The sequence below is a fragment of the Streptomyces sp. NPDC048751 genome, from assembly GCF_043198595.1.
Taxonomy (GTDB): domain Bacteria; phylum Actinomycetota; class Actinomycetes; order Streptomycetales; family Streptomycetaceae; genus Streptomyces.
Genome location: NZ_JBICUX010000011.1, coordinates 92,140 through 116,846 on the forward strand (window position 1 = coordinate 92,140; position 24,707 = coordinate 116,846).

Here is a 24,707-nt window from a genome sequence, read left to right on the forward strand (position 1 = left end):
ACGGTCCGCCTCCGTGCCGACCACGGAAACCACCACTGAGCACGGTCACGGATCGGGCGTCACAGCCGTCTGCCGTCGACCGTCGGACCACGAGGCCGTCTTCGTCGGCCGGTTCGTCCTGAACCATCAGACCGGCCACACCCGGCTGCGGTCAGCGGTCTATGAGCGGCCGGAACGGTTCGAGGGAGAACGGTGCCTCCACCGGCAGCTCGAAGAACGCCGGTGCTCAGTGCTCGTCCCGGCCGTCCCCGCCCCGTAGCTCCGGTGTGCTCGTGCCGACGTAGGCGATCGCGAGGACGCAGAGCAGGCCACCCGTGACGAGGGAGGTCGCGCCGGAGGTCCAGCCGGCGATCAGGCCGGCGCGGAGGTTGCCGAAGTGGGGGCCCGCCTGGCCGACTATTTGTTCGGCGGCGGTGACGCGGCCCAGGAGGGCATCGGGGGTGCGGGTCTGGACGATGGTGCTGCGGGAGACCACGGAGGTGGCGTCCGCCGCACCGGCCACCACCAGGAGGCCGAGGCCCAGCCATGGGCTGGTCGTGAGGCCGAAGAGGGCCAGGGCGGCGCCCCAGGTGGCCGCGCCGCAGAGCATGACCAGGCCCGGCCGGGCGAGGCGGGTGACCGGGCCGGAGAAAGCCGTCGCCGTGACGCCGCCGATGGCCAGGGCGGAGAGGAAGAGGCCCAGCGTGCGCGGGTTGTCGTTGAAGCGTTCCGCGTTGACGAGGGGGAAGAGACTGACCGGCATGGCCAGGACGGTCGCCGCGAGGTCGGTGATGAGCGCACCCCGTACCACCCGATGGCCCGTCAGGAAGCGCAGGCCGTCCAGCACGCCGTGCAGCCCCGCCCGCGACGGCTCGCCCTCCGGCGGCAGCGCGGGCAGGCCGAAGGCGCCGTAGAAGGCGAGGCCGAAGCTCAGGGCGTCCAGGAGGTAGCAGACACCGATGCCGGTCCAGCCGAGCAGCAGGCCGCCCAGCGCCGGGCCCGCCAGCATCATCGCCTGGGCCGTGACCTGGTTGAGCGCCAGGCCCGCCGCCACCTGGTCCTTGGGCAGCAGACGGGGCACGAACACACCCGCCGCCGGGCCGCCCACCGCCCCGAAGCAGGACTGCGCGGCGACCAGCGCCAGCACCCCGACCACCGGTACGCCCCCGGTGAAGCCCTGCACCGCGAGGAGCACGGAGCAGGCCGCCTGGCCGACGGTCGCGACCAGGAAGATACGGCGCCGGTCCCCACGGTCCGCCCACGCACCCGCGAACAGGCCGAAGACCACCATGGGCAGCGCCTGCGCCAGCCCCACCGCGCCGCTCCACACCGTGCTGTGGGTCATGTCCCAGACCTGGTACATGACGGTGACCATGGTCATGAAGCCACCCAGCACGGACACCGTGCGCCCGATGAGCAGCCGCCGGAACACGGGGGAGGTGCGCAGGGGCCGGACGTCGATCAGGGTCCGGGAGAGGCTCATGAGGGCATGGCGGGGCGCGGCGGCGAGGGCGGGTTCACGGCGCGGAGGCTAACCCGCGCCGACAGCCCCCGGCCAGCGAATTACCGCAGGTGCGGGCCCCGTCCGCGATCCACCGCGGGGCAGCCCTGGCCGGCGATCCGAAGCAGGTGCGGGCCCCGGCCGGCGGTCTACCACAGGGCGTAGGTCCCGGCCGGCGGTCTACCACAGGGCGTAGTTCCCGGCCGGCGGTCTACCGCAGGGTGCAGGCCCCGCCCCCTACGCCGACTCGTTCAGCAAGCGCGCCAAGTGGTCCCGCCCCGCCCCCAGCAGATCCTGCAGCGGTGCCGCGTCCTCGTACCACCGCTTCTCGTACTCCCAGCACAGCCAGCCGTCCCAGCCGTGCCGGGAGAGGACTTCCACGGACTCGGCGAGGGGGAGGACACCGGCGCCCAGGGGGAGCGGGGTGGTGTCGGTGGCGGAGGCGATGTCCTTGACCTGGACGTAGCCGAGGTGGGGGGAGAGCGCCGCGTACGTCTCCGAGGGCTGCTCGCCGCCCAGCCAGGTGTGCATGACGTCCCACAGCGCGCCCACGTTCCGGTGGCCCACCAGGCCCAGGACGCGCATCGCGGCGGCGCCCGTGCGGTGCGAGTCGTGGGTCTCCAGCAGGATGCGTACGCCGAGGTCGGCCGCGTACTCGGCGGCCGTGCCCAGCCGCCGCGCGGCGACGGCGTCGGCCTCCTCGGAGGACTGTCCGGGGTCGGCGCCGGGGAAGACACGGATGTAGGGCGCGCCCAGGTCGCGGGCGAGGTCCAGGAGGCGGCGCACCTCCTCGATCACCGGGTTGTCGTCGCCGGGCGCGGCCACGCGCGCGTACCCCGCGATGCCGAGGACGTCCACCCCCGCCGCCTTGAACTCGGCGGCCACGTCGGTTCGTCGGGCGAGGTCGAGGCCGGGATGGACCGGCTCCTCCGGATGCGCGCGCAGTTCCACGCCGTGATAGCCGTGGGTGGTCGCGAGTCGCAGGACGTCGGAGAGGGGGAGGCCGGGTACGCCGAGGGTGGAGAACGCCAGTTTCATGGTCACTACTGTCACTCGGTTGTGCTGTGCAGGTCCAGCCGCCAGTCCTGGCCGTTCAGATCTTGACCGAAGGAGCGGTGCGGTTTCTCGGCGACGAGGACGAAGCCGTGGCGCTGGTAGATGCGGCGGGCGGCGCCGAGGATGTCGTTGGTCCACAGGACGATGTCACGGTAGCCCGCCACCCGCGCGAAGTCGACGAGCGCCCCGACCAGCCGGTCCCCGATGCCCAGGCCCCGTGCGTCCGGTTCGACGAGCAGGAGCCGCAGCCGCGCGGTGCCGGGGGCGTCGTCCCGGACGCACATCACGCAGCCGACGGCCCGCCCGCCGACCTCGGCGATCCAGGCCCGCTCCAGGTTCGGGTCGTGGTCCTCGGCGAAGTCGGCGACGATCCGGGCGACCAGTCCCTCGTAGTCGGCGTTGAAGCCGTACTCGGAGGCGTAGAGGGCCGCGTTCCGCTCGATGATCCAGCCGAGGTCGCCGGGGGCGGGCTCGCGCAGTACGACGTCCTCGGCGGTCGGTGGCCGGTGGCCGCCGCCGAGGATCGTACGAATCGTGCGCATCGCCTCCGCGAGCCGCGGCCGGTCGCCGGGGGCGACGCCTTCCAGCAGCTCGCCGACGCTCTCCCGGGCCCGCTCGTCGAGCAGCCCGGCGGCGTCGCGGCCCCGCTCGGTGAGGATGATCCGACGGCGTCTCGGGTCCTTCTCGGACGGGGCGCGCTCGACGAGGTCGTCCTCCTCGAACTTGTTGAGGATGCGGGTCAGGTAGCCCGAGTCGAGCAGCAGCGTGCTCCGCAGGTCGGCCGCGTCCGTACCGTCGCGAGGGGCGTGCGCGAGCTCGTACAGGACGCGGGACTCGGTGAGGGTGTAGGGGGCGTACAGGTGGCGGCCGTAGTCGAGGGCGCCGATGACGTTGGTGTAGAAGCGGTTGAAGGCGCGGATGTCCTGGACGGTCATGCTCAACCCCGATCCCCGATCCCCGGATCCCTGATCGCTGACTCAGTCAGAGATGTTGTCGGGGCCGAGCTTAGGCGCCCGGCCGCGCCCCGGCTACCCCTCGGCGCTCGCGCTGTCCGCGGCCGCCGGGCGGTAGACGCACACCTGGGTGCCCGTCTTGGCGGTCGCCGTCGAGACCAGCTCCAGCGGCTGCTTCGCCCCGTCCGCCGGGAAGATCGACTTTCCGCCGCCGAGCAGCACGGGCATCCGCATGAGGATCAGCTCGTCGACGAGACCTTCGTGCAGGAGGGTGCGTACGAGGCTGGGGCTGCCCATGACGAGCAGGTCCCCGCCCTCGGAGGCCCGCAGCTCACGCACCCGCGCGACGGCCGCGTCACCGGCGATGAGGGAGGTGTTCTCCCAGCTCAGGTCACCTTCCGTGAGGGTCCCGGACACGACGTACTTCCGGATCGAGTTCATCCGGTCCGCGAACGGGTCCCCGGCCCGCTCCGGCCACGCCCCCGCCATCGCCTGCCACGTCCGCCGCCCGAACAGCAGCGCGTCGGCCTTCCGCAACGCCCCGTCGAAGGCCCCGCCCACGACCTCCGGGTCGAAGAACGGATGGGTCCACCCGCCGTGCGCGAACCCGCCGTCGGTGTCCTCCTGGGGTCCGCCGGGCGCCTGCACGACCCCGTCGAGACTGATGAACGCACTCACCACAACGCGCATGCCACTCACTCCACTTTCAACAGTTCGTCCGGCTCCCGCCGCCGCTCGGGCGGCTACCGCAATGAAGACAGACGTACGGCCCGGAAGTCATCGGCGAACCGCGAGGAAACCCGACGAGTTTTCGTCACGCCGCGTCGGCGACCGTCTTCGGCGCCGACAGCGCGGGCGGCCTCCCCTCGGTCCACACCGGGCTGACCGTCACCCGGCCGAAGCGCCAGCCGGCCGGGGTGCGGTGGAGGTCGGCGGTGTAGTGGCCGCCGACGGTGAACAGGGTGCCGTCGGCGTGGAGGCCGGAGGATGTCACGTTCGCGGGTCCGGCGGTGTCTTCATGGCGAACAGGCAGCAGACAGGCAGCCGAACAGGCCAACACACCGCACGTACCGCACGCACAAGGAGATCACCATGGCGCCACGCGTCCCGAAGGCCGAGCTTCCCGCGGACCTCAAGGAGAACATGATCAAGCAGCTCGGCGAAGTGCCCGAGCCCGTCGAAGTGGTGTGGCACAGCCCCGACGTCGCCACGTCCAATCTGGAGTTCTCGGCCAGGCTGGCCGCGTGGGACGCGGCCGACGCGAGCCTCAAGTCGTTCGCGCACATGGCCGTGGCGTCGCAGGTGGGCTGCAGCTGGTGCCTCGACGTCGGCTACTTCCAGGCACAGAACGAGAACCTCGACCTCAGCAAGGCGAGCCAGGTGCCGCGCTGGCGGGAGTCGGAGGTGTTCACCCCGCTGGAGCGGGACGTCCTCGAGTACGCCGAGGCCATGACGAACACCCCGCCGACCGTCACCGACGAGCTGTACGCGGGCCTGCTCGACCGGCTCGGCCCCGCCGCGATGGTCGAACTCACCGCGTACATCGCCTTCGTCAACATGGCGACCAGAAACAACAACGCCAACGGCATCACGTCGCAGGGCTTCTCCGAGGCCTGCGAGATCCCGCTGGCCGAGCGCCCCCAGCCGTCCGGCGCGGCGACGACGGCATGACCCAGGACCCGTTCGTCACCCATCGCAGCCTGCTGTTCACGGTCGCCTACGAGATGCTCGGCTCGGCGGCCGACGCGGAGGACGTGCTGCAGGAGTCCTGGCTGCGGTGGGCCGACGTCGACCGGGCACAGGTGGGCGACCCGCGGTCGTACCTCGTCCGCACCGTCACGAGGCAGGCGCTCAACCGCCTGCGGACGCTGTCGCGCAGCCGTGAGGACTACGTGGGCGAATGGCTGCCGGAGCCGCTGCTGACCAGCCCTGATGTCGCCGAGGACGTCGAACTCGCGGAGAGCGTCTCGATCGCGGTGCTGACCGTGCTGGAAACGCTCGCGCCGACGGAGCGGGCGGTGTTCGTGCTCCGCGAGGTCTTCGAGATGCCCTACGGAGAGATCGCCGAGGCGGTCGGGAAGTCCGCGGTCACGGTGCGGCAGATCGCCCGGCGAGCCCGTGAGCACGTCGCGGCGCGGCGGCCCCGCATGGAGGTGAGCCGCTCGGAGCAGCAGGCCGTGGTGGAACGGTTCCTGGCCGCGCTGCGCACCGGGCAACTCCAGGAGCTGCTCGATGTCATGGCACCGGACGTCATCCTGATCGCCGACGGCGGCGGGTTCGCGGCCGCCGCTCCGACTCCGGTGCACGGCGCCGATCTCGTGGCGAAACTGCTCACGCGCGCGGGCCGGGCCGCGTTCCGGACCACGACGGTGTGGCTCAACGGCGCGCCCGCCGGCCGTATCGAGAGCGACGGCCGGCACGCCGCGGTGAGCCTCGTGGTGGACGACGGACGGGTCACCCGGATCTACGCGACGGCGAACCCGCAGAAGCTGACACGGCTGGAGGAACCGGCCGAGCTCTTGAGGTGAGCCCGCACGTCACCGTCGTTCGAAGCCGAAGGAGCAGGAGGAGCCATGCCGACAGCCAGGGCAGCAGCAACGGACAACAGCGCGGTACTCAGCCGCATGCACGACGCCGTGAATACCGGCGACTTGGAGGTCATCGCGAAGACCATCGACGAGATCGTCGCGCCGGACCTGCTCTTCCACGCGCCGGTACCGACCGGTGCGACAGGGGCGCAGGCACTCAAGCAGGTGTGGGTGACACTCCTTCGGGCGTTCCCCGACCTGCACGTCGCGGTCGAGGATGTGATCACCGAGGGGGACAAGATCGTCGCCAGGAACACGGTGACCGGGACCCATCTGGGCGCGTACGGGGACCTTCCGCCGACCGGCAGGTCCGTCAGGTACGGCGAGATCTTCGTCTTACGCTTCGCGGGCGGTCGGATCGCCGAGATCTGGGGGGTGGTGGACGTCATGTCACTGATGCGACAGCTCGGCGGGATTCCCGGAGGCTCTTCGTGACGGCCCCTGATTCCCGCCCGTCCGGCGCTTGAGGGCGAGGCCGTACAGGCCGAAGCGGGGCTGGGTTGTCCTGGGCGGCGACCCCCAGGACACCTCAGCCTCCACTCCCTCAGCCCCGAGGCCCCCCGGAAGACCCCCGAACCATCAACTCCCCCCGCACCACCGCGATCCCCCCGGGCGGCGGCTCCTCGCGCCCCATCGCGATCCGCCCGGCGCGGGCGCCCGCCTCCGCCAACGGCAGCCTGACCGTGGTGAGCGAAGGCACCGCGTCGATGCTGAACGGAAGGTCGTCGAAGCCGGCCACCGACACGTCCTCCGGGATCCGCAGCCCGGACTCCCGCAGCGCGGCGCACGCGCCCAGGGCGACGGAGTCGTTGGCGGCGACGACCGCCGTCAGGGTCGGGTCCCTGCGCAGCAGCTCCAGGGTCGCCTCGTAGCCGGACCGTCGGTCGTAACGGCCGTGGACCGTCCACCGGGGGTCCTCCTCGATGCCCGCCGCCGTCAGCGCGGCCCGGTGCCCCTCCAGCCGGTGTCGTGTCGTCGTCCGCTCCTCGGGGCCGGCGATGTAGCCGAGGCGCCGGTGGCCGAGTCCGATGAGGTGCTCGGTCAACTCCCGTCCGCCGCCGCGGTTGTCGAAGGTGATCGCGATCGCCCGGGTGTCCGGAGCGGGCGGCCGCCCGCACAGCACCACGCGGGTCCCGGCGTCCGCCAGTTTCCGCAGTTTGGACGTCATGGCCGCCGCGTGCGGCTCGTCCTCGATCGCGCCGCCGGTCAGCACCACGGCCGCCGCCCGCTGCCGCTGGAGCAGGGTCAGATAGGTCAGTTCGCGTTCCGGGGAGCCCCCGGTGTTGCAGACGACCGCGAGTCTCTCCCCGCCCGCGCGCCCGCCGGGACCGCCGATCTCCGACTGGATCGCGCCGGCCATGATCCCGAAGAACGGGTCGGCGATGTCGTTGACCAGGATGCCGACCAGGTCGGACGTGGCCGCGGCCAGCGAGCTCGCGGGGCCGTTCAGCACGTAGTCCAGCTCGTCCACCGCCCGCAGCACCCGCTCCCGGGTGGTCGCCGCCACGGGGTAGTTGCCGTTCAGTACGCGCGACACCGTCGCGGGGGAGACCTGGGCGCGGGCCGCCACGTCCGCCAGGGTCACCGTCATCTCGTCGTCCTCCGGTCGCGCATCTAGTCGTACGTCGTCGTACGCCCTCACACGCCCTCGTAGACAAGCCGCTTCGCGGGCATGGTTCCGGGCGTGTCAAGCAATGTCGAAGCAATGTCGAGCAGACCATACGGCCAAGAACCCCGGTTGTTCGCCCCCTCGAACAACTCGGAGTGGACACGGTCTTGTCTGGACCGCTGGTCAGAGGCTAGCTTCTCACTAGATAGAAAGCGCTTGCTGTAACGCTCATCAGTAGGGGCGTACGCGGCGCGCACATCCGCGTACGACGCTGCGTACGACACCTACGAAGGGACAGCCGTGACACGCAAGACGGTGCGTATCGCCATGAACGGTGTGACCGGGCGCATGGGCTACCGCCAGCACCTGGTCCGCTCCATCCTGGCCATGCGCGAGCAGGGCGGCCTCGATCTCGGCGACGGCACCGTGCTGTGGCCGGAACCGATCCTCGTCGGCCGCCGGGAGCACGTGCTGAAGGCGCTCGCCGAGCAGCACGGCCTGGAGCACGTCTCGACGGACGTGGACGCGGTCCTCGCCGACCCGACCGTCGACATCTACTTCGACGCCCAGGTCACCTCCGCGCGCGAGGAGGCGATCAAGAAGGCGATCGCGGCCGGAAAGCACATCTACACGGAGAAGCCGACGGCGACCGGTCTGGAGGGCGCCCTCGAACTCGCCCGCCTCGCCAACGAGGCCGGCATCAAGCACGGCGTCGTCCAGGACAAGCTCTTCCTCCCCGGCCTGCTCAAGCTGAAGCGCCTCATCGACGGCGGCTTCTTCGGCCGGATCCTCTCCGTCCGCGGCGAGTTCGGCTACTGGGTCTTCGAGGGCGACTGGCAGGCCGCCCAGCGCCCGTCCTGGAACTACCGCGCCGAGGACGGCGGCGGCATCGTCGTCGACATGTTCCCGCACTGGGAGTACGTCCTGCACGAGCTGTTCGGCCGGGTGAAGTCCGTCCAGGCCATCGCCACCACCCACATCCCGCAGCGCTGGGACGAGAACGGCAAGCCCTACGACGCCACCGCCGACGACGCCGCCTACGGCATCTTCGAGCTCGACGGCGGCGCCATCGCCCAGATCAACTCCTCCTGGGCCGTCCGCGTCAACCGCGACGAGCTGGTCGAGTTCCAGGTCGACGGCACGGAGGGCTCGGCCGTGGCGGGGCTCAGGAACTGCCGTGTCCAGCACAGGTCGGCGACCCCCAAGCCGGTCTGGAACCCGGACATCCCCGCCACCGAGGTCTTCCGCGACCAGTGGCAGGAAGTGCCCGACAACGCGGACTTCGACAACGGCTTCAAGGCCCAGTGGGAGCTGTTCCTCAAGCACGTCTACGCCGGCGCCGACTACCACTGGGACCTGCTCGCCGGCGCCCGCGGCGTCCAGCTCGCCGAGCTGGGCCTGAAGTCCTCGGCCGAGGGCCGCCGCCTCGACGTACCGGAGATCTCGCTGTGACCATCCAACTGCCCGACGGCAAGGGCGGCCTGCGGACCTACGAGCCCCGCACGGAGCCCCTCGCCGTCACCACCGGCGCCCCCTTCACCTCGCGTACGGTCTTCTCGGCGGCGCACGTCGTCGCCGACCCGTTCGCCGACACCACCCCCGACTCGCCCGCCGCCGTCGACTGGGACGCCACCCTCGCCTTCCGCCGCCACCTGTGGTCCCACGGACTCGGGGTCGCCGAGGCCATGGACACCGCCCAGCGCGGCATGGGCCTGGACTGGGCGGGCGCGGCCGAGCTGATCCGCCGCAGCGCCGCCGAGGCCAAGGCGGTCGGCGGTCTCATCGCGTGCGGTGTCGGCACCGACCAGCTCACCGGCCCGGCGACCCTCGCCGAGGTCCGCGCGGCCTACGAGGAACAGCTCGCCCTCGTCGAGGCCTCCGGCGCGCAGGCGATCCTGATGGCCTCCCGCGCCCTCGCGGCGGCCGCCCAGGGCCCCGAGGACTACCTGGAGGTCTACGGCCACCTGCTGCGCCAGTCCTCCGAGCCGGTGATCCTGCACTGGCTCGGCCCGATGTTCGACCCGGCGCTCGACGGCTACTGGGGCTCGTCCGACCTGGACGCGGCGACGGACACCTTCCTGGAGGTCATCGCCGCGCACCCGGACAAGGTCGACGGCATCAAGGTCTCGCTGCTGGACGCCCAGCGCGAGATCGACCTCAGGCGCAGGCTGCCGCAGGGCGTGCGCTGCTACACGGGCGACGACTTCAACTACCCCGAGCTGATCGCTGGCGACGAGAAGGGCTTCAGCCACGCCCTGCTCGGCATCTTCGACCCGCTGGGCCCGCTGGCGGCGGAGGCGGTACGGGTCCTGGACACGGGCAACGTGGCCGGCTTCCGGGACCTCCTCGACCCGACCGTCGACCTCTCCCGCCACCTCTTCCAGGCCCCCACCCGCTTCTACAAGACGGGCGTGGTCTTCCTGGCCTGGCTGGCGGGCCACCAGTCCCACTTCACCATGGTCGGCGGCCTCCAGTCGGCCCGCTCCCTCCCGCACTTCGCCCGCGCCTACGAACTCGCCGACGGACTGGGCCTCTTCCCGGACCCGAAGCTGGCGGAGGAGCGGATGAAGAACCTGCTCGCGCTGTACGGGGTGACCCAGTGACCGGTGACCTGACCCGCTTCTCCATCAACCAGATGACGGTGAAGCAGCTGTCGATGCCCGAGCTGGCCGCCGCGTGCCGGGAGCTGGGCATCGGCAACGTCGGCCTCTGGCGCGAGCCGGTGGCGGAGTACGGCCTGGAGGCGACGGCGAAGCTGGTCCGCGACGCGGGCCTGACGGTGACGACGCTCTGCCGGGGCGGCTTCTTCACGGCCATCGACCCGCAGGAGCGTGCCACCGCCCTGGCCGACAACCGCCGCGCCATCGAGGAGGCGGCGACGCTGGGCACGCAGGTGCTCGTGCTGGTCTCCGGCGGCCTGCCGGCCGGTTCGAAGGACCTGCGTGGCGCGCGGGAACGCATCGCGGACGCGCTGGCGGAGCTCGGCCCGTACGCGGAGCAGCACGGCGTACGGCTGGCCATCGAGCCGCTCCACCCGATGTACGCCTCCGACCGCTGTGTGGTCTCCACCCTCGCCCAGGCCCTGGACATCGCCGAGCGCTTCCCGGCGCACCAGGTGGGCGTGACGGTGGACACCTACCACATCTGGTGGGACGACACGGCCCCGGAGCAGATCGCGCGGGCGGGTGCGGGGGGCCGTATCCACACCTTCCAACTGGCCGACTGGACGACCCCGTTGCCCGAGGGCGTCCTCACCGGCCGAGGCCAGATCGGCGACGGCGCAATCGACATGCGGGAGTGGCAGCGCTACGTCGAGGCCGCGGGCTACACCGGTCCCATCGAGGTCGAGCTGTTCAACGACGGCCTGTGGGCCCGCGACGGCCGCGAGGTGCTGGCGGAGACAGCGGCGCGGTTCGTGGAGCACGTGGACCGCTGACGTCCGGGGTGGCCGGCCGTCCCCACACTGTGGACGGCCGGACCCCGCCGGCATCCGGTCAGCCGAACATGCCGGGCTCGTAGTCCCCGGCGGGCTGCTGGACGATGACGTTCACACGGTTGTACGCGTTGATGACGGCGATGAGGCACACCAGGGCGGCCAGCTGGTCCTCGTCGTAGTGCTTGGCGGCGTTCGCCCAGGCCTCCTCCGTGACGCCCCCGGCCGCGTCCGCGATCCGGGTGCCCTGCTCCGCCAGCTCCAGCGCGGCGCGCTCGGCGTCCGTGAACACCTTGGCCTCCCGCCAGGCCGCCACCAGATGGAGACGCTGCGCGGTCTCCCCGGCGGCCGTGGCGTCCTTGGTGTGCATGTCGGTGCAGAAACCGCAGCCGTTGATCTGGCTGGCCCGGATCTTCACGAGCTCCTGCGTGGCCGCGGGCAGTGTCGAATCGCCGATCACCTTGCCCGCCGAGTTGATGTGCCGGAAGACCTTGGCCGCGACCGGGTTGCCGAAGAGGTTCAGACGAGCGTCCATCGTGGGCTCCTGCGAAGTGGTGGTTGGTTACACCGCATTGACGGAGCAGCTCGCCGAGATGTGACATGCCGCCGCGAGATCTTTCCGGCGGACGTGACCGGGTGGAGCCGACAGCGGCCAGAAAAAGAAAAAGGGCAAGGAGAGTTCTCTCCTTACCTGTTTCAGGTTATAGCACACTGGGGGGCTTGCGGCAAGGCCCGGGTCACGACGCAGAATCGTCGGCCGAGGCCAGCGGAGGTAATCGCGAATGAGCGAGCAGTACGTGTTAAATCTTCAGGAGATCGACGAGACGCAGGTCGCGGTCGTCGGCGGCAAGGGCGCGCACCTCGGCGAGCTGTCGAGGATCGACGGAGTCCGTGTGCCGGGCGGCTTCTGCGTGACGACGGACGCCTTCCGACGGATCATGGCGCAGGCGCCGTCGATCGACGATCAGCTGGACCAGCTGTCGCGCCTGAACCCCGACGACCGGGAGGCCATCCGCACACTCAGCGCGCAGGTCCGCCGGACCATCGAAGAGATCGCCGTCCCGGACGATCTCGCGACGGCGATCACCCGCGAGCTCGCCCGGCTCGGCGAACAGGCCGCCTACGCCGTCCGGTCCAGCGCGACGGCGGAGGACCTGCCGACGGCCTCCTTCGCGGGCCAGCAGGACACCTACCTGAACGTCGTGGGGCCGACGGAGATCCTCCGGCACATCAGCCGGTGCTGGGCCTCGCTGTACACCGAGCGGGCCGTGACCTACCGCCGGCGCAACGGCATCGACCACCGTACGGTCCACATGGCCGTGGTCGTGCAGCAGATGGTCTTCCCGCACGCGTCCGGCATCCTGTTCACGGCCGACCCCGTCACGGGCAACCGGAAGGTCGCCACCGTCGACGCAGGCTTCGGCCTCGGCGAGGCCCTGGTCTCCGGCCTGGTGAACCCGGACGTATTCAAGGTGCGGGACGGCGAAGTCGTAGCCAAGACGATCGCCGCCAAACACCGTGCCGTGCACGCCCTGCCGGCCGGCGGCACGCGGGAAGTGGCGATCGACTCGCGGCGGCAGGAGGAGCCCGCGCTGACGGACGCGCAGGTCGTGCGGCTCGTGCGGCTCGGGCGGCGGATCGAGGCGCGTTTCGGCCGCCCGCAGGACATCGAATGGTGCCTGGTCGACGACGACTTCCGGATCGTTCAGAGCCGGCCGATCACCACGCTGTTCCCCGTCCCCGAGACCGGCGACCAGGAGAACCACGTCTACGTCTCCGTCGGTCATCAGCAGATGATGACCGACCCCATGAGGCCCCTGGGGCTCTCCATGTGGCAGCTGACGGCCATGGCGCCGATGCTCGAGGCCGGCGGGAGGCTGTTCGTCGACGTCACCCGGCGCCTGGCCTCGCCCGCGAGCCGCGCCGGCCTCCTGGACCTCATGGGGAAGGGCGACCCGCTGGTCAGGGACGCGCTGGAGACCGTCCTCGACCGCGACGACTTCGTCCCGTCCCTCCCGGACACGGGCCCCGGCGGGCCGCCGGCCGGTGCCGGGCCCGCCCCGATCGAGACCGATCCGGCCATCGTCACCGAGCTGATCGAGCGCAGCCAGGCGTCCGTCGCCGCCCTGGAGCGCGACATCCGGACGAAGACCGGACCGGCGCTGTTCGACTTCCTGCTGGAGGCCTTCGAGGAACACAAGCGGGTTCTCCGCGATCCCCTGAGCATTCAGGTGATCATGGCGGGGATGGAGGCCACGTGGTGGCTCAACGACAAGCTGCTGGAGTGGCTGGGCGAGAAGAACGCGGCTGACACGCTCACGCTGTCCGCCCCCGGCAACATCACGTCGGAGATGGGACTGGAGCTGCTCGACGTCGCGGACGTGATCCGCCCGCACGCGGAGGTGGTGGCGTTCCTCCAGGACGTCGAGGACGAGGACTTCCTGGACGAGCTGGCGAAGGTCACGGGCGGCGGAACCGCAGCGCGCGACGCCATAGAGGCCTACCTCGACCGGTACGGCATGCGCTGCGTCGGCGAGATCGACATCACGAGGCCGCGGTGGCGCGAGCGCCCCACCACACTCGTGCCCGCGATCCTCGACAACGTCAGGAACTTCGAGCCGGGCGCCGCCGAACGACGCTTCGAACAGGGGCGGCAGGAGGCGCTGAAGAAGGAACAGGACGTGCTGTCCCGCTTGCGGGTCCTGCCGGACGGGGAGCGGAAGGCCGACGAGGCCAAGCGGATGATCGACCGGGTCCGCACCTTCATCGGCTACCGGGAGTACCCGAAGTACGGCATCATCAGCCGCTACTTCGTCTACAAGCAGGCCCTGCTGGCGGAGGCCGAGCGCCTCGTCCAGGCCGACGTGCTCGCCGACAAGGAGGACATCTACTACCTCAGGTTCCAGGAACTCCACGACGTCGTGCGCTCGAACCAGGTGGACCACCGGCTCATCCAGCAGCGCAAGGACGCGTTCCGGTCGTACCACGCGCTCACACCGCCCCGGGTCCTCACCTCGGACGGCGAGGCCGTCACCGGGGCGTACCGGCGCGACGACGTGCCGGCCGGTGCCCTGGCGGGCCTACCGGTCTCCGCCGGGACCGTCGAGGGACGGGCCCGCGTCGTCCTCGACCTGGCGGACGCCGATCTCGAGGCGGGCGACATCCTGGTCACGGCCTTCACGGACCCCAGCTGGTCGCCGCTGTTCGTCGGGATCGCGGGCCTGGTGACCGAGGTGGGCGGCCTGATGACCCATGGCGCGGTGATCGCCCGGGAGTACGGCCTGCCGGCCGTCGTGGGCGTGGACCGGGCCACCCGGCTGATCCGGGACGGGCAGCGGATCCGCGTGCACGGAACCGACGGGTACGTGGAGATCCTGCCCTGAAAAAAATTCCGGCAAGAAACCGGAATGAAGGTGCAACCCTTTCCCCGTCGACGGTGTCATACATGGCGTCAGAACTTCTGGAGGGGGATCCGGGGGGATCGCGGGGGTTCTGATCGCGGAGGGGAAAGCAGAGGGGGCCCGGTCTACGGACGGGGCCCCCTCGAAGTTTCCACAGGCGTCGCTCAGAAGAAGACGCCACACCTCAGCAGCACGTTCGCGTACGGCCGAGCCTCCCCCGTCCGCACCACCAGCCGAGCCCGGGCCGACAGCTCCTTCAGCCGCTCGTGCGACACCAGCGCCAGGTCGGGAAAGTGCCCGTCCAGCAGTGCGGCCGCCCCGGGATTCGCCGCCCGTACCTCCTGCGCCGCCGTCGCGCCCTCCACCACCAGCTCGCTCAGCAGCCCCTCCAGCACCTCCGCGAAGGACGGCACCCCGGCCCGGAACGCCAGGTCCACCACTCGAGGGCCGTCCGGTATCGGCATGCCCGCGTCGCACACCAGCACCCCGTCCCCGTGGCCCAGTTCGGCCAGCGCACCGCAGAGGTGCCGGTTCAGGATTCCGCCCCGCTTCACAGCCCCTCGCCCTCCGCCGGCCCCTCGACCTCGGCCGCCGTGGGGAACGACTCCTGCGCACCCCGCCGCGTCACCGCCGCCGCGCCCACCCGCGCCGCGTAGGAAGCCGCCTCCGACAAGGAAGCCCCCGCACCCAACCGCCAGGCCAGCGCCGCCGTGAACGCGTCGCCCGCACCCGTCGTGTCCACGGCGTCCACCTTCACCGACGCCACCCGGGTGACACCCGCCGACGACGCCACGAGCGCCCCCTCCGCGCCCAGGGTCACGACCACCGAGCGCGGCCCCTTCGAGAGCAGCAGCCGCGCCCAGTCCTCGGGCCGGTCGCTCACGCGGGCCTCGCCCAGAATCACCCTCGCCTCGTGCTCGTTGACGATCAGCGGGTCGCAGGCCGCGAGGACCTCGGAGGGGAGCGGGCGCGGCGGGGAGGGGTTCAGGACGAAGCGGCTCCCCTCGGGCAGACTCTGTACGACCTCCACCACCGTCTCCAGCGGGATCTCCAGCTGCGTCGAGACGACGCGCGACGCGTGGAACAGGCCGGCCGCCGCCCGGACGTCCTCCGGCGTCAGCCGGCCGTTCGCGCCCGGCGACACCACAATGCTGTTGTCGCCCGACGGGTCCACCGTGATCAGCGCGACGCCGGTCGGCGCGCCGCCCACCAGGACGCCCACCGTGTCGACGCCGGCCTCCCGCTGGGAGTCCAGCAGCAGCCGGCCGTGCGCGTCGTCGCCGATCCGGGCCAGCAGGGCCGTACGGGCGCCCAGGCGGGCGGCGGCGACGGCCTGGTTGGCGCCCTTGCCGCCCGGGTGGACGGCCAGGTCGGAGCCGAGCACCGTCTCCCCGGCCCCGGGCCGCCGCTCGACTCCGATCACCAGGTCGGCGTTGGCCGACCCTACGACCAACAGGTCGTAGTCGTACATGAGTTGACTCCCCTGTGTACGTGCCTGTGTCCGCACCTGTGTACGTGACTGTCTGCGTGACGGAAGGCGGGCGGTCGTCGTGACCCGCCCGCCCCCGCGTCGATGTCAGCCGCTGAAGCCGGCCACGTTCTCCTTCGTGACCACCTTCACCGGCACCTTCACCGTCTGCTCGACCTTCTTGCCCTGGAGCGCGCGCAGCGCGTTGTCCACGGCGATCTTCCCCAACTGGCTCGGCTGCTGCGCAACCGACGCGTACAGCGTGCCTGCCCCGACCGCCTTCAGGCCGTCCGGCGTGCCGTCGAAGCCGACGACCTGGACGGACTTCCCGGCCTTGGAGCCGAGTGCCTTGACCGCGCCGAGGGCCATCTCGTCGTTGGCGGCGATGACGCCCTGGACGTCCGGGTGGGCCTGGAGCAGGTTCGACATCACGTCGAGGCCCTTGGTGCGGTCGAAGTCGGCGGGCTGCTGGGCCACGACCTGGATGCCCGGGTAGGCCTTCAGCCCCTTGGCGAAGCCCTCGGCGCGCTCCCGGGCGGCGGAGGTGCCCGCCTGGCCCTGGAGGATGACGATCCTGCCCTTGCCGCCGAGCTTCTCCGCGATGGACTTGGCGGCGAGCTCACCGCCCGCGATGTTGTCGGAGGCGACCAGCGCGTCCGTGGTGGCCTGGTTGACGCCACGGTCCACGGCGATGACCGGGATCTTCGCCTTGCCGGCGGCCCGTACCGACGGCGCGGCCGCGTCGGAGTCCACGGGGTTGACGACGATCGCGTCCAGTCCGGAACTGGTGAAGTTCTGGAGCTGGTTCGCCTGCTGTGAGGCGTCGTTCTGGGCGTCCGTGACGGTCAGGTCCACGCCCAGCTTCTTCGCCTCGGCCTGGGCGCCCGCCCGGATCTGCACGAAGAAGGGGTTGTTGAGGGTGGACAGGGACAGGCCGATCCTCGGGTTCGTCGCGGCCGAGGAGCCGCCGCTGTGCAGGAAGGAGGTCGCGCCCACGACGGCCACGGTGACCACGGCGGCCAGCGCGTACGTCGCCGCCTGCTTGCCCTTGCCGCCCGAGGAGGTGCCCGCGGCCATCGGGGTCGCCCCGGCCTTGCGGCGCAGGGTGTCGAGCAGCACCGCCAGCGCGATCACCACACCGATGACGACCTGCTGCCAGAACGCGGACACGTTCAGCAGGTTGAGGCCGTTGCGCAGCACCGCCAGGATCAGCGCGCCGATCAGCGTGCCCGACGCCTTGCCCGTACCGCCCGCGAGGGACGCCCCGCCGATGACGACGGCGGCGATCGCGTCCAGCTCGTAGCCCTGCGCGGCCTGCGGCTGCGCGGAGGACAAGCGGGAGGCGAGCACGATGCCCGCGGCGGCGGCGAACAGGCCGGACAGCGCGTAGATGGCGAGCTTCTGCTTCTTCACCCGCAGCCCGGACAGGCGGGCCGCCTCCTCGTTGCCGCCGATCGCGTACATCGAGCGTCCGATGTAGGTCCGCCCGAGCACGAACGCGGTGAGCAGGCCCATGACGACCATCACGAGCACCGGCACCGGCAGCCAGCCGCCGAGGGTGTCACCGAGGTGGGAGACCGAGTCCGGGAACGGGATCGGGGAGCCGTCGGAGATGACCAGCGACAGACCGCGGCCCACCGACAGCATGGCGAGCGTCGCGATGAACGGCGGCAGCTTCCCGTACGCGATGAGGAAGCCGTTGACCAGGCCGGCCGCGATGCCGGTGGCGACGGCCAGGAGCACGGCGAGGAAGACCGGCACGCCGTGTGAAGTGGCGCTCCAGGCCAGGACGGTGGCCGACAGGGCCGCCACCGAGCCGACCGACAGGTCGATGCCCGCCGAGACGATCACGAAGGTGACACCGAAGGCGAGGATGGCGGTCACGGCCGCCTGGACGCCGATGTTGAGCAGGTTGTCGGTGGTCAGGAAGTCCCCCGACAGCGCCGACAGCGCGATGACGAGGACGATCAGAGCGGTGAGCGCTCCGTTGTCGAGGAGCAGGCGGCGCACCGCCGCGGCGCCACCGGCGCCCGTGGTGCTCTTGAGCGTGTCAGCGGCCACGGCCGGCCTCCGGTTCAGTGGTGGTGGGTGTGCTTACGGCGAGCGCCATCACGGCGTCCTGAGTGGCCTCGGCGGCGGTGAGTTCGCCCGCGATGCGGCCCTGGGCCATCACCAGCACCCGGTCGCTCATGCCGAGCACCTCGGGAAGGTCGCTGGAGATCATCAGGACGGCGGCGCCCTGGGCGGTCAGCTCGTTGATCAGCTGGTAGATCTCGACCTTGGCGCCGACGTCGATGCCGCGCGTGGGCTCGTCGAGGATGAGGACCCTGGTGTCGGCGAGGAGCCACTTGCCGATGACGACCTTCTGCTGGTTGCCGCCGGACAGGGTGCGTACGTGCTGGCCGAGTCCTGCCATGCGGACGCCGAGCTGCTCGGCGATCCGGGCGGCCGCGTCACGCTGGCCCTTGAGGTCGACGAGTCCGCCGCGGGTGGCGGACCGCAGGGTGACGAGCCCGAGGTTCTCCTCGACGGAGGCGTCCAGGACGAGCCCCTGGCCCTTGCGGTCCTCGGGCACGAGCCCGATCCCGGCCGTCATGGCCGCGTTGACGTCGTGCCGCCGCACCTGGGCGCCGTCGACCTTCACGTCGCCCTTGTCGTAGGGGTCGGCGCCGAACACGGCCCGGACGACCTCGGTGCGGCCCGCTCCGACGAGCCCGGCGATGCCGACGACCTCACCGGCCCGCACCTCGAAGCTCACGTCGTGGAAGACACCGTCGCGGGTGAGTCCCTCCACGGTCAGCAACGCGGCTCCGGTGTCCGGCCGTTCGCGCGGGTACTGCTGCTCGATGGAGCGCCCCACCATGAGGCGTACGAGCTCGTCCTCGGGCGTGGTCGCGGGGACCTGTCCGACGCTTTTGCCGTCGCGGATGACGGTGACGCGGTCGCCGAGGGCGGCGATCTCCTCCAGGTGGTGCGTGATGAAGACGACTCCCACGCCGTCCTCGCGCAGCGTGCGCACGATGGCGAAGAGCTTCTCCACCTCCTCGGAGGTGAGCACGGCGGTCGGCTCGTCCATGATCAGCACGCGGGCGTTCAGGCTCAGCGCCTTCGCGATCTCCACCATCTGAAGCCGCGCGATACCCAGTTCACGCACCCGCGCGCGGGGCGACACGTTCACGCCGACGCGCTCCAGCAGCTCGGCGGCCTCGGCCTCCATCCGCTTGCGGTCGATCATCCCGAGGCGGCGGGGCTGCCGTCCCAGGAAGATGTTCTCGGCGACCGTCAGATCGGGAACCAGGTTGAACTCCTGGTAGATGGTGGCGATCCCGAGGCGTTCGGAATCCTGCGCTCCGGCGATGCGGACCTCTTCGCCGCCGACCAGGATGCGTCCGGCGTCCGGCGTGTACGCACCCGACAGCATCTTGATGAGCGTGCTCTTGCCGGCGCCGTTCTCACCGAGCAGCACATGCACCTCGCCGCGGCGCAGATCGAAGTCGACGCCGTCGAGCGCGACCACGCCGGGGAAGGACTTGCGTATGCCCTCGATGCGCAGCAACTCGTCCGGGTTGCTCACGACTTGCTCCTTCTTACGGGGGACTGCGCAGCGGGGGACTGCGCGGGGGACGACTCGGGGGGAGAGTCGAGGGGCGCCGGCTCGCCGCACGAGCGGCGTACGACGAGACGGGCGGGGAGGGTGACGGACTCGCCGGGCCGCCCCTCGATGCGGTCGACCAGCGCACGCACCGCGGCACGCCCCAGTTCGCCCGTGGGCTGGGCGATCGCGGTGATCGGCGGGTCGGTGTGCACGAACCACGGGATGTCGTCGAACGCGGCGAGCGCGATGTCGTCGGGAACACGCAGCCCACGCGCGCGTACGGCGTCCAGCGCGCCCAGCGCCATCAGGTTGTCCGCGGCGAAGACGACCTCGGGCGGCTCGGGCAGGTCGAGGAAGCCGTCGGTGACCCGGCGCCCGCTCTCGGCCTGGAAGTCGCCCTGGCCGATGTAGGCCTCCGGGAGCCCGAGACCGTACGCGGCCAGCGCCGCGCGGAAGGCCTCCACGCGCTCCCGCCCGGTCGTGGTCGCCGCGGGCCCCGCGATGATGGCGAGCCTGCGGTGCCCCAGGCCGTGCAGATGCGCGACCAGATCCCGTACGGCCGCCTGCCCGTCCGACCGGACGACCGGCACGTCCACGCCCGGGATCCACCGGTCCACGAAGACCATCGGCGTCCCCCCGCGCGCCGCGTCCAGCATCAACGGCGAGCCGCCGTCGGTGGGGGAGACGAGGAGACCGTCGATCCGGCGGTCCAGCAGGTTGCGTACGTGGTGGTCCTGGAGGTCGGGACGCTCGTCGGCGTTGCCGATGATGACGCTGTAACCGAGCGCGCGGGCCTCCTCCTCGACGGAGCGGGCCAGTTCCGTGAAGTACGGGTTCATGACGTCGCTGATGACCAGCCCGAGGGTGTGGGTCTGGTCGGTGCGCAGCGAACGGGCGACGGCGTTCGGGCGGTAGCCCAGCGTCTCGACGGCGGCCAGCACGCGTGCGCGTGCGTCGTCGCTGACGGACGGGTGGTCGTTCAGGACGCGCGACACCGTGGCGACCGATACACCGGCCGCGGCAGCGACGTCCTTGATGCTCGCCATCGCCTGTCCACCTCCTTGTGGAACTCGTGGAATCGTTTACATCGACGACATGGAGGATTGGAATCGATTACACGCCGGTAATCAACCCCTCCCTCCCATCCCGAGACCCGATCGTGATGCGCTCCCTGGCCCTCGGGCGGCGGCCCGGGACTGTCGGTGCCGGGCGGTACCGTCGGATCATGTCCAATCAGGCGGGGGGCTCCACGGGCGAGCCGCGACTGGCCGTGCTCGAAGGCGTCCTGGAGCGGATCACGTACGCCAACGAGGAGAACGGCTACACGGTCGCCCGTGTCGACACCGGCAGGGGCGGCGGCGACCTGCTCACGGTCGTCGGCGCGCTGCTCGGCGCCCAGGTCGGTGAGTCCCTGCGCATGGAGGGCCGCTGGGGCTCGCACGCGCAGTACGGAAAACAATTTCACGTGGAGAACTACACGACGGTCCTCCCGGCCACCGTCCAGGGCATCCGGCGCTACCTCGGCTCGGGCCTGGTCAAGGGCATCGGCCCGGTCTTCGCCGACCGCATCACCCAGCACTTCGGCCTGGACACCCTGACCATCATCGAGGAGGAGCCGAAGCGGCTCATCGAGGTCCCCGGGCTCGGCCCCAAGCGCACGAAGAAGATCGCCGACGCCTGGGAGGAACAGAAGGCGATCAAGGAGGTCATGCTCTTCCTCCAGACCGTCGAGGTGTCCACGTCCATCGCCGTGCGCATCTACAAGAAGTACGGCGACGCCTCGATCTCCGTGGTGAAGAACCAGCCGTACCGCCTGGCCTCCGACGTCTGGGGCATCGGCTTCCTCACCGCCGACAAGATCGCCCAGTCCGTCGGCATCCCGCACGACAGCCCGGAGCGCGTCAAAGCGGGCCTGCAGTACGCGCTGTCGCAGTCCGCCGACCAGGGCCACTGCTTCCTGCCCGAGGAGCGGCTGATCGCGGACGCCGTCAAACTGCTCCAGGTCGACACCGGCCTTGTCATCGAGTGCCTCGCCGAGCTGGCGCAGGTCCCCGAGGACGGCGGCGACCCCGGTGTCGTACGGGAGAAGGTGCCGGGCCCGGACGACGGCACCCCGGTCACCGCCATCTACCTCGTCCCCTTCCACCGCGCCGAACTCTCCCTCTCCGCCCAGCTGTTGCGCCTGCTGCGCACCGGGGAGGACCGGATGCCGGGCTTTGGGCAGGTGGCCTGGGACAAGGCGCTGACCTGGCTGAAGGGACGTACGGGCGCCGACCTCGCGCCCGAGCAGGAGGCCGCCGTCCGGCTCGCCCTCACCGAGAAGGTCGCCGTCCTCACCGGTGGCCCCGGCTGCGGCAAGTCCTTCACGGTCCGCTCGATCGTGGAGCTGGCCCGCGCCAAGAAGGCCAAGGTGCTGCTCGCCGCCCCCACCGGCCGGGCCGCCAAGCGCCTCGCCGAGCTCACCGGCGCCGAGGCGTCCACCGTCCACCGGCTGCTGGAGCTCAAGCCGGGCGGTGACGCGGCCTACGACAAGGACCGCCCGCTGGACGCCGACCTGGTGGTGGTCGACGAGGCGTCCATGCTGGACCTGCTCCTCGCCAACAAGCTGGTCAAGGCCGTCCCGCCGGGCGCCCATCTGCTCTTCGTCGGGGACGTCGACCAGCTGCCCAGCGTCGGCGCCGGCGAGGTCCTGCGCGACCTGCTGGCCGACGACAGCCCGATTCCCGCCGTGCGCCTGACCCGCGTGTTCCGCCAGGCCCAGCAGTCGGGCGTGGTGACCAACGCCCACCGGATCAACTCCGGGCAGCACCCGGTCACGGACGGCATGAAGGACTTCTTCCTCTTCGTCGAGGACGACACCGAGGAGGCCGGCCGGCTCACGGTCGACGTGGCCGCTCGTCGCATTCCGGCCAAGTTCGGCCTCGACCCGCGCCGGGACGTACAGGTCCTGGCCCCCATGCACCGGGGTCCCGCCGGCGCCGGCACCCTCAATGGCCTGCTCCAGCAGGCCATCACGCCCGGCCGGCCCGACCTGGCGGAGAAGCGGTTCGGCGGGCGGGTCTTCCGCGTCGGCGACAAGGTCACGCAGATTCGCAACAATTACGAGAAGGGCACCAACGGTGTCTTCAACGGCACCGTGGGCGTGGTCACCTCGCTCGACCCGGTCGAACAGCGCCTGACGGTGCTGACGGACGAGGACGAGGAGGTTCCGTACGAATTCGACGAACTGGACGAGCTGGCCCACGCGTACGCGGTGACCATTCACCGGTCGCAGGGAAGTGAATATCCCGCCGTGGTGATCCCCGTCACCACGGGCGCCTGGATGATGCTTCAGCGGAACCTGCTCTACACGGCGGTCACCCGGGCGAAGAAGCTGGTCGTCCTGGTCGGTTCGCGCAAGGCGATCGGGCAGGCCGTGCGCACGGTGTCGGCGGGACGGCGCTGCACGGCACTCGACTTCAGACTTTCCGGCGCCTGACCCCTTGCCACCTGCGCCCGGTGACGGCAAGGGTGAGGATCACAAAAAATGATCGATCAAATGAGTCACGAAGGTCACAGAGCACTTCCGGTTGGGGAACGGAGGGGGCAGGATGAGCGGGTTGGCGGCACTGAGTGCCGCCGATAAGCCCAATGGCCGACCCCGAGTGCACTCTCCTGCGCCAAATGGGGGATGGTAGAGACAGTCAGGGCAACCTCGAAGAAGAGGCACAACGTCGGTGAGGGATGACGTGAGCGACAACTCTGTAGTAGTGCGGTACGGCGATGGCGAGTACACCTACCCGGTGATCGACAGCACCGTCGGCGACAAGGGCTTCGACATCGGGAAGCTCCGCGCCCAGACCGGTCTGGTCACCCTGGACAGCGGCTACGGCAACACCGCCGCCTATAAATCCGCCATCACCTACCTCGACGGCGAGGCCGGCATCCTCCGGTACCGCGGCTACCCGATCGAGCAGTTGGCGGAGCGCTCCACCTTCCTGGAGGTCGCCTACCTGTTGATCAACGGCGAGCTGCCGACGGTCGACGAGCTCTCGTCCTTCCAGAACGACATCACACAGCACACGCTGCTGCACGAGGACGTCAAGAACTTCTATAAGGGCTTCCCCCGCGACGCCCACCCGATGGCCATGCTTTCCTCGGTCGTCTCCGCGCTGTCCACGTTCTACCAGGACAGCCACAACCCGTTCGACGAGAAGCAGCGCAACCTCTCGACGATCCGTCTGCTCGCCAAGCTTCCGACGATCGCCGCGTACGCGTACAAGAAGTCGATCGGTCACCCGTTCGTCTACCCGCGCAACGACCTCGGTTACGTCGAGAACTTCCTCCGTATGACCTTCTCGGTCCCGGCGCAGGACTACGAGCTCGACCCGGTCGTCGTGTCCGCCCTGGACAAGCTGCTCATCCTGCACGCGGACCACGAGCAGAACTGTTCGACCTCGACGGTCCGCCTGGTCGGTTCCTCGCAGGCGAACATGTTCGCCTCGATCTCCGCCGGCATCTCCGCCCTGTGGGGCCCGCTGCACGGTGGTGCCAACCAGTCGGTGCTGGAGATGCTCGAGGGCATCCAGGCCAGTGGCGGCGACGTCGACTCCTTCATCCGCAAGGTGAAGAACAAGGAGGACGGTGTCCGCCTGATGGGCTTCGGCCACCGGGTCTACAAGAACTTCGACCCGCGCGCCAAGATCATCAAGGCCGCCGCGCACGACGTCCTCTCGGCCCTCGGCAAGTCCGACGAGCTGCTGGACATCGCCCTGAAGCTGGAGGAGCACGCGCTCTCCGACGACTACTTCGTCTCGCGCAGCCTCTACCCCAACGTCGACTTCTACACCGGCCTGATCTACCGCGCCATGGGCTTCCCGACCGAGATGTTCACGGTCCTCTTCGCCCTCGGCCGCCTCCCGGGCTGGATCGCCCAGTGGCACGAGATGATCAAGGAGCCCGGCTCCCGCATCGGCCGCCCGCGCCAGATCTACACGGGTGTGGTGGAACGCGACTTCGTGCCGGTCGAGCAGCGCTGAGCGCATCTTTTCCAGGCCCCGTACCCGACTGTCGGGTGCGGGGCCTCCTCGTGCTCGATGCCGTGGGCATGCGCGCGCAGACATGCTTCATGTGCGCGGAGAACAG

Annotated in this window: 21 protein-coding genes; 9 read left to right on the top strand and 12 right to left on the bottom strand. The window is 70.7% G+C overall.

Annotated elements, in window-relative coordinates; translation table 11 throughout:
• Positions 1–226: 226 nt before the first annotated feature.
• The 5 genes from ACGFNV_RS31370 to ACGFNV_RS31390 form a co-directional block, all read right to left on the bottom strand.
• Positions 227–1,462 (bottom strand): MFS transporter, encoded by a 1,236-nt coding sequence (locus tag ACGFNV_RS31370; protein WP_393627029.1) that lies wholly within the window; start codon positions 1,460–1,462, stop codon positions 227–229.
• A gap of 255 nt (positions 1,463–1,717) precedes the next feature.
• Entirely contained in the window at positions 1,718–2,518 is an 801-nt protein-coding gene (locus tag ACGFNV_RS31375) for a sugar phosphate isomerase/epimerase family protein (protein WP_393627031.1), read from the bottom strand.
• 11 nt (positions 2,519–2,529) lie between these two features.
• A complete protein-coding gene (locus tag ACGFNV_RS31380) occupies positions 2,530–3,471 on the bottom strand; it encodes a GNAT family N-acetyltransferase (RefSeq protein WP_393627033.1) in 942 nt (313 codons plus the stop codon).
• Between the two features lie 93 nt (positions 3,472–3,564).
• Positions 3,565–4,179, bottom strand: coding sequence for a dihydrofolate reductase family protein (locus ACGFNV_RS31385; RefSeq protein WP_393627034.1), 615 nt, complete (start codon positions 4,177–4,179; stop codon positions 3,565–3,567).
• A gap of 124 nt (positions 4,180–4,303) precedes the next feature.
• A complete protein-coding gene (locus ACGFNV_RS31390; RefSeq protein WP_393627036.1) occupies positions 4,304–4,483 on the bottom strand; it encodes a hypothetical protein in 180 nt (59 codons plus the stop codon).
• Between the two features lie 98 nt (positions 4,484–4,581).
• Here ACGFNV_RS31390 and ACGFNV_RS31395 point away from each other — a divergent pair, with 98 nt between their 5' ends.
• From ACGFNV_RS31395 to ACGFNV_RS31405, 3 genes are read left to right on the top strand one after another with little or no spacing between them, the layout of a single operon-like run.
• Entirely contained in the window at positions 4,582–5,160 is a 579-nt protein-coding gene (locus tag ACGFNV_RS31395) for a carboxymuconolactone decarboxylase family protein (RefSeq protein WP_393627038.1), read from the top strand.
• A complete protein-coding gene (locus ACGFNV_RS31400) occupies positions 5,157–6,017 on the top strand; it encodes an RNA polymerase sigma-70 factor (RefSeq protein WP_393627040.1) in 861 nt (286 codons plus the stop codon). The genes ACGFNV_RS31395 and ACGFNV_RS31400 overlap by 4 nt, the downstream gene beginning before the upstream one ends.
• Positions 6,018–6,062: 45 nt before the next feature.
• The gene (locus ACGFNV_RS31405; RefSeq protein WP_393627042.1) at positions 6,063–6,512 is read left to right on the top strand and encodes an ester cyclase; all 450 of its coding nucleotides are present in this window, start codon (positions 6,063–6,065) and stop codon (positions 6,510–6,512) included.
• 109 nt (positions 6,513–6,621) lie between these two features.
• Here ACGFNV_RS31405 and ACGFNV_RS31410 read toward each other — a convergent pair whose 3' ends face one another.
• Positions 6,622–7,668: a LacI family DNA-binding transcriptional regulator gene (locus tag ACGFNV_RS31410; protein WP_393627044.1), complete on the bottom strand. Its 1,047-nt coding sequence runs from the start codon at positions 7,666–7,668 to the stop codon at positions 6,622–6,624.
• 318 nt (positions 7,669–7,986) lie between these two features.
• Between ACGFNV_RS31410 and ACGFNV_RS31415 the strand changes: the two genes are divergently transcribed.
• From ACGFNV_RS31415 to ACGFNV_RS31425, 3 genes are read left to right on the top strand one after another with little or no spacing between them, the layout of a single operon-like run.
• Positions 7,987–9,138: a Gfo/Idh/MocA family protein gene (locus ACGFNV_RS31415; protein WP_393627046.1), complete on the top strand. Its 1,152-nt coding sequence runs from the start codon at positions 7,987–7,989 to the stop codon at positions 9,136–9,138.
• Positions 9,135–10,289, top strand: a complete 1,155-nt coding sequence (locus ACGFNV_RS31420) for a dihydrodipicolinate synthase family protein (protein ID WP_393627047.1) — start codon at positions 9,135–9,137, stop codon at positions 10,287–10,289. The genes ACGFNV_RS31415 and ACGFNV_RS31420 overlap by 4 nt, the downstream gene beginning before the upstream one ends.
• A gap of 32 nt (positions 10,290–10,321) precedes the next feature.
• Positions 10,322–11,122, top strand: a complete 801-nt coding sequence (locus tag ACGFNV_RS31425; RefSeq protein ID WP_393627329.1) for a sugar phosphate isomerase/epimerase family protein — start codon at positions 10,322–10,324, stop codon at positions 11,120–11,122.
• A 58-nt stretch (positions 11,123–11,180) separates the two neighbouring features.
• On the opposite strand, the gene ACGFNV_RS31430 is transcribed toward ACGFNV_RS31425, so the two are convergent.
• Positions 11,181–11,654 carry a carboxymuconolactone decarboxylase family protein gene (locus tag ACGFNV_RS31430; RefSeq protein ID WP_393627049.1) on the bottom strand — a complete coding sequence of 158 codons (474 nt, stop codon included), beginning with the start codon at positions 11,652–11,654 and terminating at the stop codon, positions 11,181–11,183.
• A 247-nt stretch (positions 11,655–11,901) separates the two neighbouring features.
• Between ACGFNV_RS31430 and rph the strand changes: the two genes are divergently transcribed.
• Positions 11,902–14,502, top strand: a complete 2,601-nt coding sequence (gene rph, locus ACGFNV_RS31435; protein ID WP_393627051.1) for a rifamycin-inactivating phosphotransferase — start codon at positions 11,902–11,904, stop codon at positions 14,500–14,502.
• A 182-nt stretch (positions 14,503–14,684) separates the two neighbouring features.
• Here rph and rbsD read toward each other — a convergent pair whose 3' ends face one another.
• From rbsD to ACGFNV_RS31460, 5 genes are all read right to left on the bottom strand, one after another.
• A complete protein-coding gene (gene rbsD, locus ACGFNV_RS31440; RefSeq protein ID WP_393627052.1) occupies positions 14,685–15,074 on the bottom strand; it encodes a D-ribose pyranase in 390 nt (129 codons plus the stop codon).
• A complete protein-coding gene (locus ACGFNV_RS31445; protein ID WP_393627054.1) occupies positions 15,071–15,991 on the bottom strand; it encodes a ribokinase in 921 nt (306 codons plus the stop codon). The genes rbsD and ACGFNV_RS31445 overlap by 4 nt, the downstream gene beginning before the upstream one ends.
• A gap of 105 nt (positions 15,992–16,096) precedes the next feature.
• Positions 16,097–18,049, bottom strand: a complete 1,953-nt coding sequence (locus ACGFNV_RS31450) for a substrate-binding domain-containing protein (protein ID WP_393627056.1) — start codon at positions 18,047–18,049, stop codon at positions 16,097–16,099.
• Positions 18,039–19,562, bottom strand: coding sequence for a sugar ABC transporter ATP-binding protein (locus ACGFNV_RS31455; RefSeq protein WP_393627058.1), 1,524 nt, complete (start codon positions 19,560–19,562; stop codon positions 18,039–18,041). The genes ACGFNV_RS31450 and ACGFNV_RS31455 overlap by 11 nt, the downstream gene beginning before the upstream one ends.
• On the bottom strand, positions 19,559–20,629 hold the full coding sequence (locus ACGFNV_RS31460) for a LacI family DNA-binding transcriptional regulator (protein WP_393627060.1): 1,071 nt from the start codon (positions 20,627–20,629) through the stop codon (positions 19,559–19,561). Before ACGFNV_RS31460 ends, ACGFNV_RS31455 begins: the two co-directional genes overlap by 4 nt.
• A 179-nt stretch (positions 20,630–20,808) precedes the next feature.
• Between ACGFNV_RS31460 and ACGFNV_RS31465 the strand changes: the two genes are divergently transcribed.
• Both ACGFNV_RS31465 and ACGFNV_RS31470 read left to right on the top strand, forming a co-directional pair.
• On the top strand, positions 20,809–23,061 hold the full coding sequence (locus ACGFNV_RS31465) for an ATP-dependent RecD-like DNA helicase (RefSeq protein WP_393627062.1): 2,253 nt from the start codon (positions 20,809–20,811) through the stop codon (positions 23,059–23,061).
• Between the two features lie 250 nt (positions 23,062–23,311).
• The gene (locus ACGFNV_RS31470) at positions 23,312–24,601 is read left to right on the top strand and encodes a citrate synthase (protein ID WP_393627064.1); all 1,290 of its coding nucleotides are present in this window, start codon (positions 23,312–23,314) and stop codon (positions 24,599–24,601) included.
• Positions 24,602–24,707 lie beyond the last annotated feature (106 nt).

What these genes read in the sequence shown, in the direction of transcription:
- ACGFNV_RS31370 (WP_393627029.1), bottom strand. Translation starts at nt 1,462, where the DNA reads ATGAGCCTCTCCCGGACCCTGATCGACGTCCGGCCCCTGCGCACCTCC.
- ACGFNV_RS31375 (WP_393627031.1), bottom strand. Translation starts at nt 2,518, where the DNA reads ATGAAACTGGCGTTCTCCACCCTCGGCGTACCCGGCCTCCCCCTCTCC.
- ACGFNV_RS31380 (WP_393627033.1), bottom strand. Translation starts at nt 3,471, where the DNA reads ATGACCGTCCAGGACATCCGCGCCTTCAACCGCTTCTACACCAACGTC.
- ACGFNV_RS31385 (WP_393627034.1), bottom strand. Translation starts at nt 4,179, where the DNA reads ATGCGCGTTGTGGTGAGTGCGTTCATCAGTCTCGACGGGGTCGTGCAG.
- ACGFNV_RS31395 (WP_393627038.1), top strand. Translation starts at nt 4,582, where the DNA reads ATGGCGCCACGCGTCCCGAAGGCCGAGCTTCCCGCGGACCTCAAGGAG.
- ACGFNV_RS31400 (WP_393627040.1), top strand. Translation starts at nt 5,157, where the DNA reads ATGACCCAGGACCCGTTCGTCACCCATCGCAGCCTGCTGTTCACGGTC.
- ACGFNV_RS31405 (WP_393627042.1), top strand. Translation starts at nt 6,063, where the DNA reads ATGCCGACAGCCAGGGCAGCAGCAACGGACAACAGCGCGGTACTCAGC.
- ACGFNV_RS31410 (WP_393627044.1), bottom strand. Translation starts at nt 7,668, where the DNA reads ATGACGGTGACCCTGGCGGACGTGGCGGCCCGCGCCCAGGTCTCCCCC.
- ACGFNV_RS31425 (WP_393627329.1), top strand. Translation starts at nt 10,322, where the DNA reads ATGACGGTGAAGCAGCTGTCGATGCCCGAGCTGGCCGCCGCGTGCCGG.
- ACGFNV_RS31430 (WP_393627049.1), bottom strand. Translation starts at nt 11,654, where the DNA reads ATGGACGCTCGTCTGAACCTCTTCGGCAACCCGGTCGCGGCCAAGGTC.
- rph (WP_393627051.1), top strand. Translation starts at nt 11,902, where the DNA reads ATGAGCGAGCAGTACGTGTTAAATCTTCAGGAGATCGACGAGACGCAG.
- ACGFNV_RS31445 (WP_393627054.1), bottom strand. Translation starts at nt 15,991, where the DNA reads ATGTACGACTACGACCTGTTGGTCGTAGGGTCGGCCAACGCCGACCTG.
- ACGFNV_RS31460 (WP_393627060.1), bottom strand. Translation starts at nt 20,629, where the DNA reads ATGGCGAGCATCAAGGACGTCGCTGCCGCGGCCGGTGTATCGGTCGCC.
- ACGFNV_RS31465 (WP_393627062.1), top strand. Translation starts at nt 20,809, where the DNA reads ATGTCCAATCAGGCGGGGGGCTCCACGGGCGAGCCGCGACTGGCCGTG.